The following is an 18089-nucleotide window of genomic DNA, read 5'->3' on the forward strand; positions in this document are numbered from 1 at the left end:
AGTCACCATGAGTACCTTGCAGGAACGGCTGGGTTTCAGCGCCAGCGATCGCCTTCTGATCACCCATGCCGATGATGTCGGCATGTGCGAGGCCACCGTGTCCGCGTGGGAGTCGCTGGTCAATACCGGCCTGTTGAGTTCGGCCTCGACCATGGTGCCGTGCAGCTGGTTTCCGTATGCCGCAGAAGTGGCCGGCAAACTGGGACACAAGGCCGACCTGGGCGTGCACCTGACGCTCAATGCAGAACGCCAGCGCTATCGCTGGGCACCGCTGACAACGCATGATCCGGCCAGCGGCCTTGTGGATGAACAAGGTTATTTCCACAATCTGGCCCGCCCCACCCATTTGCGTGGGGACCCGGCCGCCGTGCGCCAGGAACTGGCCGCGCAGATTGCCCGCGCCCGCCATTTCGGCGTGGATATCACCCATGTGGACAGCCATATGCTCACGCTGTACCACCCGGCGCTGATGCCCATCTATCTGGAGCTGGCCGAACAAACCGGCGTGCCGCCGCTGATTCCGGAGGTCGACGGTGCGACCGTGGCCGAGATGTGCGTGATCCCGCGTGAAGAAGGCGACGCCGTTGCCAGCCAGTTCAGCCAGGCCGCCGCGGCCGGCAAAGCGCTGCTGCTGACCAGCATGGTCGGCCTGCCTTTCAACCGCCAGCTGGCGCAGGCAGAACGGCTGGCCTTTGCCTGCGACTGGCTCGATAGCCGCGGCCCGGGCGTTCACGTCATGATCGGGCACCCGGCCGACGACACCCCGGAGTTGCGCACGCTGGCACCAGACGTCGCCACGCGCGTGGCTGATCGCGTGTTGCTGGGCAGCGATGCCTTTGGCCGCGCCATTGAGGAACGCGGTTTCAAGCTGATCGGCATGCGTGCCCTGCGCGATGTCATGGCAGCCTGAGCGGCCATAAAAAAGGCCGTCAGCTTTGGGCTGACGGCCTCAAGGGTGTCGGGCTGTGACACCAATCCCCAGGAAAGACTACTCCTGACATGTGGCATGCAACTCTCACTGCATACCGCATCCTTGCGGCGCCGGCGCGGTGCCAGACGCATCTCTGGACGGCGGGCGATGTTTGCCGTTGCCATCCTTGCCATTGGGGCCACCTTCCGGTGGCGGGCCATCGGGCGGCGGGCCGCGATGACCATGATGCGCAGACTGGTCCTTGCTCTCGCCGTCGTCTTTCATCTGCGGCGGCGGCCCGCAACGCCCTTGCGGTGCAGACGCGCTCCAGTCGTTATCGTTCATGGACGGCGGCGGTACGCCATCGACCGCACTGGCCACATTACTCGCGCCGACCAGCACCAGGCCGACGACGAACAGACTCACTACTTTCATGCGCATCCCTGCATGACTGATCACGTAGACCAGGTTAACACGGCCAATGCCGGCGTATTGCATGCAGTTGTATGCGCCAAGTGGCGGGATGGTGCTGCCGTGTACGGGCGGGTGTCGCCGGGGAGGATTGATACTGCGCGCTACAAACTGGTGTGAGCGACGTCACGCGGCCAGGTGCTTTACCGGCACTGGCAAGTGCTGGTGGCGCTGCGGAGATGACGAGACGGGATTGCGGCAGTTGCCCGGGCCAGCGCCTGCCGCATCAACTGCGGTTCAAGCCTTCAAATAGCCTTCGGCCAGCCCGGCCCACATTGCCGCCCCCGGCGTCAGGCACCCATCATTAAAGTCATACCCCGGGTTATGGATCATGCAGGACCCCTCGCCGTCGCCATTGCCGATAAAGAAATAACAACCGTTCGGGTTGGCATCGAGCATATAGGCGAAGTCTTCACTGCCCATCAGCGGGTGGGCGCCGTAGTGGGCGTGGCTATCGCCAAACAGGCTGGCGGCGACGCCGTGGGCGAAGCGCGTCTGGGTTTCGTCATTCATCAGCACCGGCGTGCCATGCCGGGCTTCAATGGTCGCCGTGGCGCCAAAGCTTTGCGCCTGCAGGCGCACCACGTCTTCAATGCGGGACAACAACAGCTTGCGGACTTGCCGGTCCAGCGCGCGCACGCTCAGTTTCATCAGGGCCGTCGCCGGCACGACGTTGGCCACGTCACCCGCCTGAATGGAACCCACGGTGATCACCGCGGCATGCTGGGTATCGACATTGCGCGAGACAATGGTTTGCAGCGCCAGGGTGATGCTGGCGGCCACGACAATCGGATCGACCGTGGTATGCGGCAAGGCGCCGTGCCCGCCCTTGCCGTGAATGGTGACATCCAGGCTATCGGCCGAGGCCATGAAAGCGCCGCTGCGAAAATAGAACTGCCCCACCGGCAAACCCGGCATGTTGTGCATGCCAAAAATGGCATCGCACGGAAAGCGCCGGAACAAACCGGCATCGACCATGGCTTGCGCGCCGCCCAGGGCTTCTTCTGCCGGCTGGAAAATCAGGTTGAGCGTGCCGTTGAAATGGCGGGTTTCGGCCAGATAACGCGCCGCGCCCAGCAGCATGGTGGTGTGACCGTCATGACCGCAGGCGTGCATGCGATTGGGAATCTGGCTGGCCCACGGTTTGGCAGTCGCCTCGTGAATGGGCAAGGCGTCCATATCGGCACGCAGGCCCAGCGTCTTGTGGCTGCTGCCGACTTTAAGCACCCCGACAAGGCCGGTTCTGGCGATCCCGCGATGCACCTCATAACCCCAGCTGGTGAGCTTTTCTGCCACCAGATCGCTGGTGCGGCTTTCCTCAAACCCCAGTTCCGGATGGCGGTGAATACTGCGGCGGATTTCAACAAGTTCCGGCTCAAAGCGGCGCAAGGTATCGAACATGACAGATTCCAGAGGAGAAATGGCGGCCTGCACTTTCATGCTAATCAACGGGCCAGGGGCCGCGCAACGCAAAGCGGCAATCGGCAGGATCAGCCGGCTTTGCGACGCAGCACCAGCGCCACCAGCCAGGCCAGCACCGCCCCAATGCCACAGACCACGGCCGGCAACCATTGCTCGGTAAACTGGTAGACCTGTGCGGTACCGGGGCGATCTGGCGGGTACATCACAGCGACTTCTTCGCCCAGGTGCGGTACAGGCCACTTGCCGCTGTGCAAGGGTACAAAATCAACAATCTGGCCATCCGGCGTGCTGAAGCGCACCAGCGGTCTGGCGTCACTGCTGCCCTGCGGACCGATCATGTTGACCACCTTGCCGGGCGCGGTGACGGTGCCGTCGCGACGGTCATACGCGCGTGAAGCCAGGATGATCCCGGCCAGCGACAAGGTCAGGGCCAGCAACAGCGGCACAATCACAAAACGGCCAGCGCGGGCCGGGGCGGGTTTTACTGTGGGGGTTTTCTTCATGAAAAAGGGCCTCAAACCGAGGCCCCGATTGTAGCGCGGCTGACGCCGGCCCGCCCATCGGCGTGCTATGCCCCCGCTGCGATCTGCCCGGGACTATAAAAACGTTTGAACATGGCAGAAAACGCGCACGCCAACAGGCAGGTCAGCGCCACAAACATCAGGCTCAAGTTACGCAGTTCGGCCGGGTAACACAGGAAAAAGAACAGCGGGATGTTGATCAGCGCCGCCAGTTTGAAATGACGTAACAACACCGGCGGAGCCAGTTTCCAGCTTGCCAGTAACAGTTGTGCCACCAGCGCAATATTGATCAGGTTAAAGCCCTTGGGCAGCAACAGGCCGTAGTGAAACTCAAACTGCCCGAAATGCCTGAAGTGGCGGTAGTAATCCAGTTGATCGCGCCAGTGAACCTCGATCGGGCCACCGGGATTGCCGACATAGCGCGCCTTGATCATCAGGTAAACGCAGCCGGACAAAAACACACCTGCGCCCGTCCAGAACAGCGCGGCGCGGGTGCCGATGCGGGCTTGCCAGATCGGCAGCAAGGTCACCAGAAAAAAGAAATAGGACTCTTTGTTGTAGGTCCCCAAAGGCGCCAGCAGCAAGATCCACCAGGGCGAGCCTGCCACCGCCGCCCATGCCCCCAGCGAAAAAAACATGATCTCGCCAAAGTCATAAAAATTGCCGCCCACGGTCAGCACAATGGGATACGCCAGTACCAGCACCAGCGCCGCCAGCAACGAGGCGATCCGGTCTTGCGTCCAGGCTTCTGCCACGCGCCAGACGGCCACCGCAGCCATCAGAAAAGCGCAATAGCCCAGCACATACACAACATAAAATGCCAGATTGACCCCGGGACCCGGGCCGGCCGCCGCTTTGGCTCCGTTGTAAAAGTCGCCCAGATTGTGTTCGCCCAGCTGGGTGACCAGCCGCTCATGCAAGCCCGCCGGCATGTGCTGATCGATCCACATGCCCGATTCAACGATCAATCTGCGGTACACCCACGGTCGCTTGGCCGTACCGTCCATGGTCGCCTGCAAGATACAGGGCTCTTTGTTGACAAGGCCGCAAAACCCCCACTGCGCAAAAAACGAGCTGTACGCTGCGGCCGTGCAACACACCAGCAGCATCACCACGGGCAGGCGCCGCAGCACCGTGCGCAACATCAACCAGGCACGAGACTCCGCCTTGTCCGCCGCTTTGCCCGAGGCGATACCGGTGGTCTGGGCAATCATGTTCATCCGGCGTACTCCGCTTTACCCGAAGGTACTGGCCACAATGATCAGTGCGGCCACCACCGCCGTTTGCTGGCTCACACGGTCACGCACGGCAAACACCACCGGGTCATCCTGCACCAGCCCCCGGTTCGCCATCAGCCACAAGCGGCAGACCCAGAACATCAGCAACGGGCACAGTGCCCACAATACATAAGGCGTCTTGTACAGCGAGCCGACATCCGGGCTGTTGATGTACAGCGCCAGCACCAGCACGCTCAACAGGCAACTGGAAACACCCATGGCCATCACCACGTACTGGTCGGCCACCAGATAATTGCGACCAGAGACTTTGTCCCGCCCGGCTTCTTCCAGCGCCAGCAGTTCCGTGTAGCGCTTGACCAGCGCCAGCCCCAGGAAGATGAACATGGAGAACGCCAGCAGCCAGAACGTGGGTACGACGCTGATCGCCGCCGCGCCGGCAATGATGCGGATGGTGTACAGCGCGGCCAGCAGCACCACATCCACCGCCATCTTGCGCTTGAAGCTGAACGAATATGCGCTGGTGAGCAGCAGGTACACCAGCAGCACGGCCAGCAATTGCGGCGAGATCACCGCCGCAAGCAGCAAGCCTGCCAGCAGCAGCAGCGGCACCGCGACAAAGCCCACGCCCAGCGGCAACTCGCCCGAGGCAAACGGGCGCTTGCGCTTGCGCGGGTGCAAGCGGTCAGACTCCAGATCCAGCAGATCGTTGACGAGATAAATGGACGACGCGCACAGGCCGAAGGCGATAAACGTCGCCACGCCCGCCCCTGCGGACGCCACGTCACCCAGCCGGTGCGACACCAGCAGCGGGATGAACACCAGGATGTTTTTCAGCCACTGATGCACCCGGGCCGCGCGTACAAAAGACTTCCACATGCCGCGTACCGGCGTATCTTCAGTCAACTCTGCTACCTGGCCTTGCGTGCGCATGAACCAGGCCCGCGCCGTGCTGTCTGGCCGCACGCAACGGGCCACGCCCGCTTCCTGCCAGATCGCCACGTCATCGGCGCTGTTGCCGATATATTCAAAACTGCGTTGCCCCACCACTTGCTTGATGGCATCCAGCTTGCGCGTGCTGGACACATTTACGCCATTGCCCGATGCCAGTACCCCGTCAAACACCTTCAGATGCCGGGCGACGGCGTCGGCAATGCGCTCATCCGAAGCGGTTGCCAACCAGACTTCAACCCCCGCCTTGCGGGACTCATCCACATACTTGAGCACGGCCGGGTTATACGGCAGCAGCGAGGGATCGAACTCGAAATCGGTCGCCAGTTTCTTTTTCAGGTCGGCCTTGCCGCCGAACAACCAGAAAATGACGCGAAAGAACGTCCACACCGAGCGTTTGATCTGGAACAGCAAAGACTCGACCAGCATGTCGGTCTGCACCAGCGTGCCATCCAGATCAACAAACAGATAGCGCGGGCGTACTGTGGGCGCCGGCTGGGCCGGCTGTGCCGGTTGGGCTGCAAAATCAGTCGTACTCATTTTGTCCCCACAATGTAAACGCCAAGCGCCACGATGCAGCTGCCCAGAATTTTCCAGGCGCTGATATGTTCATTGAAAACCAGCCCGCCCAGCACCACGGTCACAATCAAACCCAGCGCCACGAACGGGTATGCGGTACTGACATCCACACGGGCCAGCACCCCCAGCCACACCACTGCCCCGCCGAAATACAGCATCAAGCCGCCCAGCACCCACGGGTTCAGTGCCACACCCGTTGCCAGTGCAGGCAGGTTCATGGAATGCAAAGCGCGCTGGATGCCTTCATCAACCATGCCGCGTTTGAGCAGCATCTGCGCACAAGCTGAACAACTGACACTAATCAGGATCAGCGTAAAAATAAGCCGGGACATGCCTTCCCTCCAGAAAACCAACAGACTTTTCGTTGCATTGCACAATTACAATAACTTTCCATTGTTTCAGTTTCAACACCACACAAATTGTCAAACAAAGAAAGTATTGGTGATTTTGCAGTAATCTAAAGTCTTTCAGCAAGCTGGCGCGACAAAACGTTTCAGACAGACGGCAGTGAGAGAAGTCTTGTTGTATCAAACAAACAACAACATTTTTTGATCTGCTGACGCTCGGCTTCATTCTTACAAAACAGGCCCATTAAAAAAGCAAAACCCCGGACCAGGCCGGGGTTTTGCTTTCAGGCCGTTTTTATATCTATAGATACCTCCAGATACAAAACGCCAGATGTAAGCAGGGTTTATTTCATGTTGGGCATGACAAATTCAGGGCCAGCCTGGGTGTTGCCCGGCCAGCGCTGCGTCACGGTTTTCAGGCGCGTGTAAAAGCGCACGCCTTCGGGCCCGTGCATGTGATGGTCGCCAAACAAAGACGCTTTCCAGCCACCAAAACTGTGGAACGCCATCGGCACCGGGATCGGCACATTCACGCCCACCATGCCGATCTGCACCGACGCCGTGAAATGCCGCGCCGTGCCGCCATCGCGCGTGAAGATGGCCGCGCCGTTGCCAAACTCGTGCTCGTTCACCAGTTTGACTGCGGCGGCGTAGTCCGGCACACGCGTCATGGCCAGCACCGGGCCGAAGATTTCTTCGCGGTAGATTTTCATCTCTGGCTGCACGTGATCAAACAGCGAACCGCCGAGGAAGAAGCCGTTCTCATAGCCGGCCAGTTTGAAGTCACGGCCATCGACCACCAGTTCCGCGCCTTCGGCCACACCGGCATCGATATAACCCTTGACCTTGTCGCGGTGCACGCCGGTCACCAGCGGGCCCATTTCGGCGCTGTGATCGAGTGAGTGCGATACCTTGAGCCTGGCCAGGCGTTCGACCAGCTTGGCGCGCAACGTATTGGCCGTGGCCTCACCCACCGGCACCACGACAGAGATCGCCATGCAGCGTTCACCCGCCGCGCCGTAGGCCGCGCCCATCAGCGCGTCGGCAGCCTGATCCATGTCGGCATCGGGCATCACCACCATATGGTTCTTGGCCCCGCCCAGCGCCTGTACGCGCTTGCCGTTGGCGGTGCCGCGTTCGTAGATATAACGGGCAATCGGCGTAGAGCCGACAAAGCTCACGGCTTGCACATCCGGGGTGTCCAGCAGCGCGTCCACGGCCACCTTGTCGCCTTGCACCACGTTGAAGACGCCATCCGGCAGGCCGGCTTCCTTGAGCAGACGGGCGATTTCCAGCGAAGCGCCGGGCACGCGCTCGGACGGCTTGAGCACAAAACAGTTACCGCAGGCGATGGCGACCGGGAACATCCACATGGGCACCATGGCCGGGAAGTTGAACGGCGTGATGCCGGCCACCACGCCCAGCGGCTGGCGCAAAGAGAAACTGTCGACTTCCGTGCCGACGTTCTCGGTCATTTCGCTTTTCAGCAATTGCGGAATACCGGTGGCAAATTCCACCACTTCCAGGCCGCGCTGCAACTCGCCCAGGGCATCGGCGTGTACCTTGCCGTGTTCCTGGCTGATCAGGGTCGCCAGCGCTTCCAGGTTTTCTTCCATCAGCCGGAGGAACTTGAACAACACGCGGGCACGGCGCAGCGGCGGGGTGGCAGCCCAGCCTGGAAACGCCTTCTTTGCGGCAGCGACAGCGGCGTTGACATCTGCCACCGTAGCCAGCACCACCCGCCCGCTCACTTCGCCCTTGCTGGGGTTGTAGACCTCGCCAAAACGCTCGGCTGTGCCTTGCACCTGCTGGCCGCCGATCCAGTGCAGCGCGGCGGCAAGTTGTTTGATGTCCTGGTTGGATGTCATGGTGTGTCTCTTCTGGTTTTGATGCGTGTTCGATTGTGGGTCGTATTCATGGGCGATCAGGCGCGTGCACTTCTTGCCCAGCGTCGTACCGGATTCCCGCCTGTGCGGGAATGACAAGCCAGGGTGGATCTGGAACGCCGTGACAATCCACCCTCACACAAGTTGATCAGTAACCTGGCGCCTTAGCCCATCACCTTGCGGATACACCGCCGCAGGCCGTCGACCATGGCGCGGATTTCGTCCGGCGTGGCAATAAAGGGGGGGCCCATGGCCACCGTATCGCCCGTCACGCGGAACAGGAATCCCTCTTCAATCCCGGCCTCAAACAGCTTGAAGGCGCGCAGGCCAGGCTGCCCTTCGATCGGTGTGAGGTCAATGGCAGCAGCCAGACCAATGTTGCGGATATCGACCACGCCCGGTTCGCCCTGCAGGCCGTGAATGGCTTCTTCCAGCACGGGTTCCAGATCGCGGGCGCGTTGCAGCAGGCCGTCCTGTTCAATGATATCCAGCACCACATTGCCTACGGCGGCGGCCAGCGGATGGCCAGAGTACGTATAGCCGTGCATGAACTCGACCGCGTGCGCCGGGCCGTTCATGAAGGTGTTGTAGATCTCGTCGCGCACGATCACGCCGCCCATCGGCACCACGCCGTTGGTGATGCACTTGGCAAAGGTGATCATGTCTGGCGTCACGCCAAAGCGTTGGGCGCCAAACCATTCGCCCAGACGACCAAAGCCGCAGATGACTTCATCAAAAATCAGCAGGATGCCGTGTTTGGTACACAGTTCGCGCAGGCGTTGCAGATAGCCTTCCGGCGGCACCAGCACACCGGTGGAGCCCGCCATGGGTTCAACAATGACGGCGGCGATGGTCGAAGCATCATGCAGCGCCACAAGGCGTTCCAGCTCATCCGCCAGATGCGCGCCCCACTTGGGCTGGCCGCGGCTGAAGGCCATTTGCGAAAGATTGTAGGTGTGCGGCAGGTGATCCACGCCGTTGAGCATCAGCGGCGCAAACATCTTGCGGTTGGCGACCATGCCGCCGACCGAAATCCCGCCCATGCCCACGCCGTGATAGCCGCGTTCCCGGCCAATCAGCCGCGTGCGGGTGGCCTCGCCGCGCAGGCGGTGATAACCAATGGCGATCTTGAGTGCCGTATCGACTGACTCTGAACCGGAGTTACAGAAGAACACGTGATCCAGCCCTTGCGGCGCCAGGCTGGCAATCCGCCCGGCCAGCCGCAGCGTTTGCGGGTTGGCCAGCTGGAACGCCGTGCTGTAGTCCAGTGTTTCTGCCTGTTCTTTCAGCGCCTGTGCAATACGCGGATCGCCATGACCCAGCGCGGTACACCACAGACCAGACAAGCAATCAAACAGGGTTTTGCCCTCTGCAGTCTGGTAATACGCGCCCTTGGCCGAAACCAGCGTGCGCGGGGCCGGGTTGGCCTTGAAAGCACGGTTGCCGGTGAACGGCATCCAGTACGGTTCTGCGTTGAGCTGGGCGTTATCCAGCGCGGCGGGGTGTTTTGAATTCATGCACAAGCTCCACAACAAGTGTCGAACGGGGATGCTTGCAATGTACGCAGGCGCACCAGGCATGCATATATACAGTTGCACAAGTCAGCGGCAGAACTGTCTATATCGCGCTACCAGTACAGTTGTCATAAATCGAACAATAGCGCGCTCTGGCAGGCGATCTTGTGTCAGGACAGGCGCTGGCGCAGCCCATGACACACGCTTGCGTCCTGTACATATACAGCGTGTATGATCAAACCATCCGCCGCTCCTGCCCTGTACCCGCATGAACCACCGCACCGCCCTGCCCGCCTTTGCGCTTGATACCGCCAGCACCGTGCCGCTGGTGACGCAATTGCACGACGTCATCATTGAGCAGATCAACCGCGGTTTGTGGGCCGCCGGGATGCGCCTGCCTTCGGTCCGGGCACTGGCCAAAGCGTGCGCGGTGAGTACGCTGACGGTGACCAATGCCTATAACCGGCTGGTGGCCGAAGGGTATGTCGAAGCGCGCCGGGCCAGCGGCTATTTTGTGCAGGCGCGCTTGCCGGAAAAACCCCGCGCCCGGGTGGATGACACGCCCTTGTCCATCGATTCTTTGCTGCTGCTGCAGCGGGTGTATGGCGACGACTCGCTCAGCATCAAACCTGGCAGCGGCTGGCTGCCCGATGCCATGCTGTTTACCGATGGCATCAAGCATGGTCTTGCGACCCTGGCCCGCCGTCAGCCCAATGCCTTTGCCCGCTACGGCCATGCGTATGGCTACGCGCCATTGCGCCAGCAGATCCAGACCCAGCTGGCCGCACGCAATATCGACGCCGCACCCGAACAGATCATCCTCACCCACGGCGCCAGCCACGCGCTGGACCTGGTCGCCCGCACGCTGTTGCAACCCGGCGATACGGTACTGGTGGATGACCCCGGCTACTGCAACCTGCTGCCCACTTTGCGCCACATGGGCGTGAACATTGTCGGCATTGAATTCACCACCCAGGGCCCGAATACCCAGGCGCTGCAACGCGCGGCCGAACAGCACCAGCCCAAGGCGTTTTTCACCAACACCAATCTGCAAAACCCGACCGGCGCGTGTTGCTCCCCGGCCACCGCGTTCCGCATTCTGCAACTGGCCGGCCAGCATGATTTCTACGTGGTGGAAGACGACATCTTTGCCGATCTGCACCCCGCCACGGCGCACAGCCTGGCCGCACTGGACCAGTTGCAGCGGGTGATCCACATTGGCAGTTTCTCCAAGACGATCTCGCCCAGCCTGCGCGTCGGCTTCATGGCCTGCCACCCGGCGCTGGCCGAGAAACTGGTGTTCGCCAAAATGGCACAAGGGCTGACCACCTCAGAGATCAACGAGCAACTGGTGCACGCCATTCTGGTGGAAGGCAACCATCGCTCTCACCTGGCCCGCCTGCGCGCGCGGCTGGCCGAAGCGCAGCAACAAACGGGCGACGCCCTCACTGATTGCGGCCTGCAACTCTTTCACCGCCCCGCCGGCGGCATGTTTGTCTGGGCCGGTCTGCCCGCCCATACCGATATGCAAGCACTGGCCGCAGACGCCGCCCGTCAGGGCATGCTGCTGGCGCCAGGCTATCTGTTCAAACCGGACCAGTCCGCCACGCCGTGGATGCGCTTCAATGTGGCCCACGCGCAGTCGGCAGAGTTGTATCGTTTCTTGCAAAAAACCTGTACCGCTTCAACGTCTTAGCTGCGCTTCACTATACTGGCAATCAGGGCTGGCCCGGCCGCGGGACAAAAAGCCCGACTGCTGCAGTGGGGGGCGATAATGTCTGACGAAGTTGTGCATACCTTCGGCTTTACCATTTATTTCGTCTTTGCCCTGATGTTCACCTGGGCCAGCCACATCCAGCGCACCAACCCCGGCGCAGGCTGGTGGGCGTTGTCGATCTCCAGCGCCTTCTTCGCGCGGCTGTTGTATTTTGCGCTGCTCTATACGGGCGACGCTCGGCTAATTACAACGGCCTATGCGGCGTTGATTGTGCTGGAAAAACCACTGCTGCTCACCGGCCTGGTGCGCTTTCTGAACCTGCCGATCACCACCCGTTGGTTCTGGCTGGTTGCCGCCATTGCCGAGCTTTGGCTGCTGCTCACCTGGGCAGGCCAGATGGACGGCCCGAACCGCGTGGCCGGGTATGCCGTCATCAACTCCGGCCTGACCGCCTGCGCCGCGTGGCTGCTTTTCAGCCACTACCGTGTGGTGCCTGGCTGGTCGTTACTGGTTGCCGGCATCGGCAGCCTGGCACTGTCCGTGCACTGGCTCACCCTGCTGGTGATCACCCGCTATTACCCGGCGTGGATCAATACTGGCTTTGCAATCGGCGCAATGCTGACGCTGGTCCAGTACCTGTCGCTGCTCACCGCCGTGTTGTCACTGTTTCAGAAGCGTTTGCTGGAGTCTGAAGCCCGGGCACTCGATATGGCCTTCCTTGACCCGCTGACCGGCCTGAACAACCAGCGCTACATGACCACCCTGTTCGACCAGGCCTTGTTGCTGGCCACGCGGCCGCATCACATCGTCGCCATTTTTTTTATCGACCTCGACAACTTCAAACCAGTCAACGACCAGGCCGGTCACGCCGTGGGCGATGAAGTCCTCAAAGCCATGGCCCAGCGTCTGAAAGACTGCACCCGCAGCACCGACATCTGCGCGCGGGTGGGCGGCGACGAGTTCGTGGTGATCGGCACCCAATTCACCCAGGAATTCCAGGTGGAAGAAATGGCAAAAAAACTGCTGGAACACGTGCTGCTACCACTGGAAATGGGGGGATACACGTTTCAACTGGGAGCAAGCATCGGCGTGAGTCTGTACCCCGAACACGGCAATAACCTGACCGAACTGGTGCAATGCGCGGACAAAGCGATGTATCACATCAAACACAACGGCAAGAGCGGATTTGCCGTGTATGGCGGGGAACGGTTGCGGGAAGCGTGACGGACAGCTGGCCGCCGGGGCGGGAATGACGAAGTGGTTGGGGGCGAACGAATCAATCTTGCGAACTACGGTTGTACGGGGTTGCCGTTGGGGTTGCCGTTGAAGCTGCTTTTGACCTGCCCTCCCCTTGACTGCGCCGAGCATCGCAGCAAGGCGCGGCGACAAAGGCGAAGCGGTAGGCCGCAGGCCGAACACGCGAGCCAGCCGCGCCTTGCGAGAAGCGCAGGGAACCCACGTAGTGGGCGCAGTCGCCGGGGTCGCCTTTCTTTGGTTACTTTCTTTGGCGAAGCAAAGAAAGTAACGTGCTCCGGCCACCGCCGGTATCAAAACACCGCGCCGTCAGGCGCTAACAACAGCCCAGGCTCTTCAACTCCGGCCAGCAAAGGCCACCTGCGGCGGCCAGACTGGATTCCGGCCTCCGCCGGAACGACGAGTTAGTGACATAGCAAACAATGCGTCTTGGCCCATACCGTTACTGGATTCCGGCCTTCACAGGAATGACAAGTCAGTGACACAACAAACAGTGCTTCCTTGTCCACACCGCTACTGGACTCCGGCCCCACCGGATTGACGAGTCAGTGACACAGCAAACAAAGCACCCTCGCCAATACCGCCACCGCTTTCCGGCCCCCGCCAGAAAGACAAAACAACAAAACCTAAACCATCTCCCGCAACTGGTGATACCAAACCCCCAACCGTAACCACGTCCCATGCATCACCGCCCCGCCCGGATACGGAAAATGCTTCAGCCGCGTAAACAGATCAAAGCGTGACGCCTGTCCGGCAATGGCATCGGCCACCATCTGCCCGGCAATCCCGGTCAGGGCCACGCCATGGCCAGAGAAACCCTGCAGATAGTAGAAGTTGTCATCCACCCGGCCAAAGTCCGGCGCGCGGTTCATGCTGACGTCGACAAACCCGCCCCAGGCATACTCGATTTTTGCGCGCGCCAGCGGTTCAAACACCTCGCCCAGCCGTTGCTGCATTTGCGGGATCAGTGCTTGCGGGTCGGCCTTGCCGTTGCTGATGCGCCCGCCAAACAACATGCGGTTGTCGGCAGAGAACCGGAAATAATCGATCATGAAATTGGTATCGCACACCGCGCAGCGGTTGCGGATCAGGTGCGCCACCACTGATTCCGGCAGCGGCTCGGTCGCCACAATGAACGAGCGCACGGGCATGATGCGGGCGGTGACTTTGGGCAGCAGATCGCCCAGCCAGGCGTTGCCGGCGGCCACCACAAAACGGCAGCGCACCTGGCCGTGTTCGGTATGGATAACCGGATGGCTGCCACGCTGGATGCGGTTTACCCGGCTGTGCGCGTGAATGCGCACGCCCGCCGCACGCGCGGCGCGCGCCAGGCCCAGACAGTATTTGAGCGGGTGCACATGACCAGAGAGCGCATCGTGCGCGGCGCCGACGTAGCGCGGGCTGGCAATCCAGCCGGGCACTTCGGCGCGCGGGATGGCGCGGATCTGGTCGTAGCCGAAATCCTGCTGCAAAGACGCAGCCCAGCCATCCAGTTCCACCGCTTTGCGCTCGCTGGTGGCCACGTGCAGATAGCCTTTGACCAGATCGCACTGGATGCCGTATTGCGCCACGCGCTGATGCAGCAGATGAACGCCATCGACCGAGATATCCCAGGCGCGGCGGGCATCGGCGCTGCCCAGCTGGCGCACCACGGGTTCGTCTTTGGCAAAGCCTACCAGCACCTGGCCGCCGTTGCGGCCAGAGGCGCCCCAACCCACTTTTTCGGCCTCCAGCACCACCACGGAAAACCCGCGCTGGCGTAATTCCAGCGCGGCAGACAGGCCAGAGTAACCGGCCCCGATCACGCACACGTCCGCCTCGATACTGCCTTGCAAGGGCGGGTCATCGGGCTCCCGGCTGACACTGGCTTCGTACCAGGAGTGCCGGACCATGGCGGTTTCGCGTGCGTTCATCGGGGGCCTTTCAGGTCAAAGTGATCAGGAACCGCGCTGCATGCGGGCGCTTTGCCCGCACAGCCACGCCCAGGTGATATTGGCGGCCATGTTGACCGTCAGTTCGGCATGGTCATACGCCGGGGCGACTTCCACGCAATCCATGCCGGCCCAGTCCAGATCGGCCAGTTCTTCGATCAGCGTGAGCACCTGGTTGGAGGTCAGACCGCCCGGTTCCGGCGTGCCGGTGCCCGGCGCAAATGCGGGGTCAAGGCAGTCGATATCACAGGACAGATACAGCGGCAGATTGCCCTGCGCTGCAATGCGCTGGCGGATATCGGCGATCACGGGTTGCAGTTCCTGCGGTTTTTCCAGACCGCGCAACATGCGGGCCGTCCATACCTTGCCGCCCATGTCGTTCACGTATTCACGCGCTTCACGCACCCCGGCGGAGCGAATGCCGACCTGCACGGTGGCCTTGGGATCAACCAGGCCTTCGGTGATGGCTTCGTACACCCAGGTGCCATGGCCGGACGGCTCTCCAAAGTGATCTTCCCAGGTGTCGCAGTGGGCATCAAAGTGCAGCAGTGCCAGCGGGCGGCCGTAATGTTTGCGGTAGGCGCGCAAGAGCGGCAGCGTGATGGAGTGATCGCCCCCCAGCCAGCACATGCGGCGCTGGGCGATCAGGTTTTCCACTTGCGGCTGCAGCGCGGCGCGCATGGTCTCGATGCTGGTATTGGGGGTGCGCAAATCGCCCGCATCGGCCAGCAGATCCAGCGGGCTGGTGTTGAAGTGCGGATGAATACCATCGCACAGCATCAGGCTGGCACGGCGGATGGCCTCCGGGCCAAAGCGCGCGCCGGGGCGGTTGGTCACCGCGCCATCATAGGCCACGCCCGCAATACCCAGCGGGCGCTCGGGTGCGTCGGCCAGGCGCGGCGCGCCCAGAAAAGTGGTTGATGACAAATAGGCAAAGCCGTAATCAGACATCTTGTGTCGTCCTCAGAAAAAGCCGGGACAAGCGCATTCAAGCCGGACAACCGGGGCTTCAGTTTGCTGGCAGAAGCGGTCAACGGGGCATGGGCTGCGCATTTTCTGGCAACCCACGCGCCCTGCTCACCCCCTTGCAGCAGAACTAGGCACCCGGTTTAGCGAAGCGGCTCAACCAGCGGTGGTAAATACGATCGGCCAGTTGCTGGCTGGCCGAAACTTGCTGTCGGGTTGATATCTCCACAAGGCCCGCGGGCTGCACCCACGGTTCTCCTGCGGCCTCTTCAATTTCGTGCGCGCTGGTGTGCAACCAGCCGCCAATTTTGGGGCTATCCACTTCAATATGAAACTGCATGCCCAGATGCAGTTCACCAAGCGCAAAAGCCTGGTTGGCACAACCATCACTGAACGCCAGGCGCGTCGCCGCTTCGGGCGTGGCAAAGGTGTCGTAGTGCCATTGCATCACCGTGGCGCTGGTCTGCTCGCCAAACCAGTACCGGGCCAGCGGATGATCATTCAGCGTGATGTGCGTCCAGCCGATTTCCGGATGCGCGCCGCGCGTTACCGGAGCGCCCAGCGCACGCGCCATCAACTGCCCGCCCAGGCAATGGCCGATCACTGGAATACCGCGGGCAAACGCATCGCGAATCAGTACCTCGGCCTGGCGCAGGGCCGGCAAATCATCATTGGCCCCCATCACCCCACCCAGCAAGGCCAGACCGCCGAAACCGGCTGCGCTGGCGGGCAGATCGATGCCTTCATCGGTCTTGCACAGTTGCCAGGCCTGGCCGACGCGATCAAGCCAGGTGCCCAGATAAGCCGGTTGGTCATCCGGCGCAAACTGCACCACCAGCGCCGGCAGACGCCGTACGGATTGCGGCATCTCAGGCCCCCAGTTCGGTGAGCATTTCAGCCATATTGGCCAGCAGGCGCGCCACCTGCCCATGCCCCGTTGCCGGGCCGGCCAGCATCATGTTGTGAAACGGCGTCAACAAAGTGCCACGGTTCAACAAACCCAGGTGCAGTGTGGACGTCAGCGCGGCGTTCTCTGCCGCTGCAGCCTGGGCGGCGGTGACCGGCGCGCAGGTGCAGAACTGCAATTCCAGCCGCGCGCCCAGACGGGTAACGCTCCAGGGCAGCGCATGGCTGTGGATCATCTCTTCCAGCCCCTGGGCCAGCCCGTTCGCCACGCCAATGGCATGATCGTACGCCGCCGGGGTAATCACCTGTTCCAGCGTCACCGCCAGCGCCTGCATGGCCAACTGGCTGCCAGAGAGCGTGGTGCCGATCCCGGAATGCCCCGGTGCCGCTGCCTGTTTGGCCGCGCGCATCCCTTTGGCTACCTCAGCACTGAAACCATACACCGCACACGGCACCCCGCCGGCAATGGCTTTGCCCGCCACCAGAAAATCCGGGCTCAGCCCCCAGGCACGGGTGTAACCACCCCAGGCGGTCGAGAGCGTGTGGGTTTCATCCAGCGCCAGCAAAGTCCCGTTCTGACGGCAAGCCTGCGCCAGTTCTTCCAGAAACCCCGGCTGCGGCAACACCATGCCGCAATTGGTCAACGCCGGTTCAGTCAGCACCAGCGCCACATCACCCGCCGCCAGCGCCTGGCGCACGGCGGCGATGTCATTGAACGGCACGCTGACCGAATGCATGGTGAGGTCATACACCTGCCCCAGCAGACTATCGCGCGCCGTGGTTTTGCCATCGACCAGATCGACCAGCGTGTCATCCACGGTGCCGTGATAACAGCCATCAAACACCAGCACCTTGCTGCGCCCCGTGATGGCGCGTGCCCAGCGGATCACAAAGCGGTTGGCGTCGCTGGCCGTGGTGGCCAGTTGCCAGAACGGCAACCCGAACATCTGCGCCAGCCGCTCGCCCACCGCCACCGTTCTGGCCGACGGCAGCATGGCCGTCAGGCCGGTGCGGGCCGTTTCTGCCAGCATGGCCGAGAGCGGCGCCGGCCCATGGCCAAACATCGCGCCAGTATCGCCCAGACAGAAATCGTCATACTCCAGGCCATCCACGCAAGTCACGCGGGAGCCCTGGGCTTCTTTCAGGAACAAGGGCGACGGGCTGGGCCAGTCTTGCATCCAGTGCAATGGCACGCCGTACAAAAAGTGCTGGTTGGCCAGACGATGTTGACGCAGCGATTCCGGATGCTGGTCATTGAACCGGGCAACTTCCCGGTGCCAGACCTGTTTGATGCGCTCGGCGGTAATGGGCGACGCAGCGTGGGTGTTCATGGTGTTGAATATCCGGTTTGGTGCGTTAAGTGCGTTGCCTGTTGGGGCGGGGTTTGTTTCCTGGTGAAGCTGGTTTTTTTGCCAGCGTTGGCTGGCGGGTTTTTTGTTGCGGTTGTGTTAGCGCCATTCGGCGCGTTGTTTACTTGTT

Annotated in this window: 16 protein-coding genes; 4 read left to right on the forward strand and 12 right to left on the reverse strand. The window is 61.8% G+C overall.

Annotation, left to right across the window (positions count from 1 at the left end; genetic code table 11):
• The first annotated feature begins 7 nt into the window (after window positions 1-7).
• Window positions 8-910 (forward strand): ChbG/HpnK family deacetylase, encoded by a 903-nt coding sequence (locus tag IEX57_RS07150; protein WP_188703605.1) that lies wholly within the window; start codon window positions 8-10, stop codon window positions 908-910.
• Between the two features lie 105 nt (window positions 911-1015).
• Here IEX57_RS07150 and IEX57_RS07155 read toward each other — a convergent pair whose 3' ends face one another.
• Window positions 1016-1345, reverse strand: coding sequence for a hypothetical protein (locus IEX57_RS07155; protein WP_188703606.1), 330 nt, complete (start codon window positions 1343-1345; stop codon window positions 1016-1018).
• A gap of 12 nt (window positions 1346-1357) precedes the next feature.
• Between IEX57_RS07155 and IEX57_RS07160 the strand changes: the two genes are divergently transcribed.
• The gene (locus IEX57_RS07160) at window positions 1358-1501 is read left to right on the forward strand and encodes a hypothetical protein (protein ID WP_188703607.1); all 144 of its coding nucleotides are present in this window, start codon (window positions 1358-1360) and stop codon (window positions 1499-1501) included.
• 117 nt (window positions 1502-1618) lie between these two features.
• On the opposite strand, the gene IEX57_RS07165 is transcribed toward IEX57_RS07160, so the two are convergent.
• The 7 genes from IEX57_RS07165 to aptA form a co-directional block, all read right to left on the reverse strand.
• Window positions 1619-2782, reverse strand: a complete 1164-nt coding sequence (locus tag IEX57_RS07165; RefSeq protein WP_188703608.1) for a M20 aminoacylase family protein — start codon at window positions 2780-2782, stop codon at window positions 1619-1621.
• Window positions 2783-2871: 89 nt separating this feature from the next.
• A complete protein-coding gene (locus IEX57_RS07170) occupies window positions 2872-3306 on the reverse strand; it encodes a DUF3592 domain-containing protein (RefSeq protein ID WP_188703609.1) in 435 nt (144 codons plus the stop codon).
• Window positions 3307-3371: 65 nt separating this feature from the next.
• A complete protein-coding gene (locus IEX57_RS07175) occupies window positions 3372-4544 on the reverse strand; it encodes a hypothetical protein (RefSeq protein WP_188703610.1) in 1173 nt (390 codons plus the stop codon).
• A gap of 15 nt (window positions 4545-4559) precedes the next feature.
• Window positions 4560-6050 (reverse strand): UbiA family prenyltransferase, encoded by a 1491-nt coding sequence (locus IEX57_RS07180; RefSeq protein ID WP_188703611.1) that lies wholly within the window; start codon window positions 6048-6050, stop codon window positions 4560-4562.
• Window positions 6047-6421, reverse strand: coding sequence for an EamA family transporter (locus IEX57_RS07185; protein WP_188703612.1), 375 nt, complete (start codon window positions 6419-6421; stop codon window positions 6047-6049). The genes IEX57_RS07180 and IEX57_RS07185 overlap by 4 nt, the downstream gene beginning before the upstream one ends.
• Before the next feature lie 359 nt (window positions 6422-6780).
• Complete coding sequence (locus IEX57_RS07190) at window positions 6781-8304, reverse strand: CoA-acylating methylmalonate-semialdehyde dehydrogenase (protein WP_188703613.1); 1524 nt, start codon at window positions 8302-8304, stop codon at window positions 6781-6783.
• Window positions 8305-8486: 182 nt separating this feature from the next.
• Complete coding sequence (gene aptA / locus IEX57_RS07195) at window positions 8487-9839, reverse strand: omega-aminotransferase AptA (RefSeq protein WP_188703614.1); 1353 nt, start codon at window positions 9837-9839, stop codon at window positions 8487-8489.
• Between the two features lie 265 nt (window positions 9840-10104).
• Between aptA and IEX57_RS07200 the strand changes: the two genes are divergently transcribed.
• Entirely contained in the window at window positions 10105-11532 is a 1428-nt protein-coding gene (locus tag IEX57_RS07200) for an aminotransferase-like domain-containing protein (RefSeq protein WP_188703615.1), read from the forward strand.
• A 78-nt stretch (window positions 11533-11610) separates the two neighbouring features.
• Window positions 11611-12777 (forward strand): GGDEF domain-containing protein, encoded by a 1167-nt coding sequence (locus IEX57_RS07205; RefSeq protein ID WP_229708901.1) that lies wholly within the window; start codon window positions 11611-11613, stop codon window positions 12775-12777.
• Window positions 12778-13433: 656 nt separating this feature from the next.
• Here IEX57_RS07205 and IEX57_RS07210 read toward each other — a convergent pair.
• From IEX57_RS07210 to IEX57_RS07225, 4 genes are all read right to left on the reverse strand, one after another.
• Window positions 13434-14720, reverse strand: a complete 1287-nt coding sequence (locus tag IEX57_RS07210) for an NAD(P)/FAD-dependent oxidoreductase (RefSeq protein ID WP_188703616.1) — start codon at window positions 14718-14720, stop codon at window positions 13434-13436.
• 24 nt (window positions 14721-14744) lie between these two features.
• Window positions 14745-15689 (reverse strand): agmatinase, encoded by a 945-nt coding sequence (speB, locus tag IEX57_RS07215; protein ID WP_188703617.1) that lies wholly within the window; start codon window positions 15687-15689, stop codon window positions 14745-14747.
• A 145-nt stretch (window positions 15690-15834) separates the two neighbouring features.
• The gene (locus IEX57_RS07220) at window positions 15835-16572 is read right to left on the reverse strand and encodes a type 1 glutamine amidotransferase (RefSeq protein WP_188703618.1); all 738 of its coding nucleotides are present in this window, start codon (window positions 16570-16572) and stop codon (window positions 15835-15837) included.
• Window position 16573: 1 nt separating this feature from the next.
• Window positions 16574-17941: an aspartate aminotransferase family protein gene (locus IEX57_RS07225; RefSeq protein ID WP_188703619.1), complete on the reverse strand. Its 1368-nt coding sequence runs from the start codon at window positions 17939-17941 to the stop codon at window positions 16574-16576.
• Between the last annotated feature and the right edge of the window lie 148 nt (window positions 17942-18089).

It is taken from the genome of Silvimonas iriomotensis, from assembly GCF_014645535.1.
Lineage (GTDB): Bacteria > Pseudomonadota > Gammaproteobacteria > Burkholderiales > Chitinibacteraceae > Silvimonas > Silvimonas iriomotensis.

What these genes read in the sequence shown, in the direction of transcription:
- IEX57_RS07160 (WP_188703607.1), top strand. Translation starts at nt 1,358, where the DNA reads ATGACTGATCACGTAGACCAGGTTAACACGGCCAATGCCGGCGTATTG.
- IEX57_RS07185 (WP_188703612.1), bottom strand. Translation starts at nt 6,421, where the DNA reads ATGTCCCGGCTTATTTTTACGCTGATCCTGATTAGTGTCAGTTGTTCA.
- IEX57_RS07155 (WP_188703606.1), bottom strand. Translation starts at nt 1,345, where the DNA reads ATGAAAGTAGTGAGTCTGTTCGTCGTCGGCCTGGTGCTGGTCGGCGCG.
- IEX57_RS07180 (WP_188703611.1), bottom strand. Translation starts at nt 6,050, where the DNA reads ATGAGTACGACTGATTTTGCAGCCCAACCGGCACAGCCGGCCCAGCCG.
- IEX57_RS07150 (WP_188703605.1), top strand. Translation starts at nt 8, where the DNA reads ATGAGTACCTTGCAGGAACGGCTGGGTTTCAGCGCCAGCGATCGCCTT.
- speB (WP_188703617.1), bottom strand. Translation starts at nt 15,689, where the DNA reads ATGTCTGATTACGGCTTTGCCTATTTGTCATCAACCACTTTTCTGGGC.
- IEX57_RS07205 (WP_229708901.1), top strand. Translation starts at nt 11,611, where the DNA reads ATGTCTGACGAAGTTGTGCATACCTTCGGCTTTACCATTTATTTCGTC.
- IEX57_RS07175 (WP_188703610.1), bottom strand. Translation starts at nt 4,544, where the DNA reads ATGAACATGATTGCCCAGACCACCGGTATCGCCTCGGGCAAAGCGGCG.
- IEX57_RS07210 (WP_188703616.1), bottom strand. Translation starts at nt 14,720, where the DNA reads ATGAACGCACGCGAAACCGCCATGGTCCGGCACTCCTGGTACGAAGCC.
- IEX57_RS07220 (WP_188703618.1), bottom strand. Translation starts at nt 16,572, where the DNA reads ATGCCGCAATCCGTACGGCGTCTGCCGGCGCTGGTGGTGCAGTTTGCG.
- aptA (WP_188703614.1), bottom strand. Translation starts at nt 9,839, where the DNA reads ATGAATTCAAAACACCCCGCCGCGCTGGATAACGCCCAGCTCAACGCA.
- IEX57_RS07170 (WP_188703609.1), bottom strand. Translation starts at nt 3,306, where the DNA reads ATGAAGAAAACCCCCACAGTAAAACCCGCCCCGGCCCGCGCTGGCCGT.
- IEX57_RS07200 (WP_188703615.1), top strand. Translation starts at nt 10,105, where the DNA reads ATGAACCACCGCACCGCCCTGCCCGCCTTTGCGCTTGATACCGCCAGC.
- IEX57_RS07165 (WP_188703608.1), bottom strand. Translation starts at nt 2,782, where the DNA reads ATGTTCGATACCTTGCGCCGCTTTGAGCCGGAACTTGTTGAAATCCGC.
- IEX57_RS07225 (WP_188703619.1), bottom strand. Translation starts at nt 17,941, where the DNA reads ATGAACACCCACGCTGCGTCGCCCATTACCGCCGAGCGCATCAAACAG.
- IEX57_RS07190 (WP_188703613.1), bottom strand. Translation starts at nt 8,304, where the DNA reads ATGACATCCAACCAGGACATCAAACAACTTGCCGCCGCGCTGCACTGG.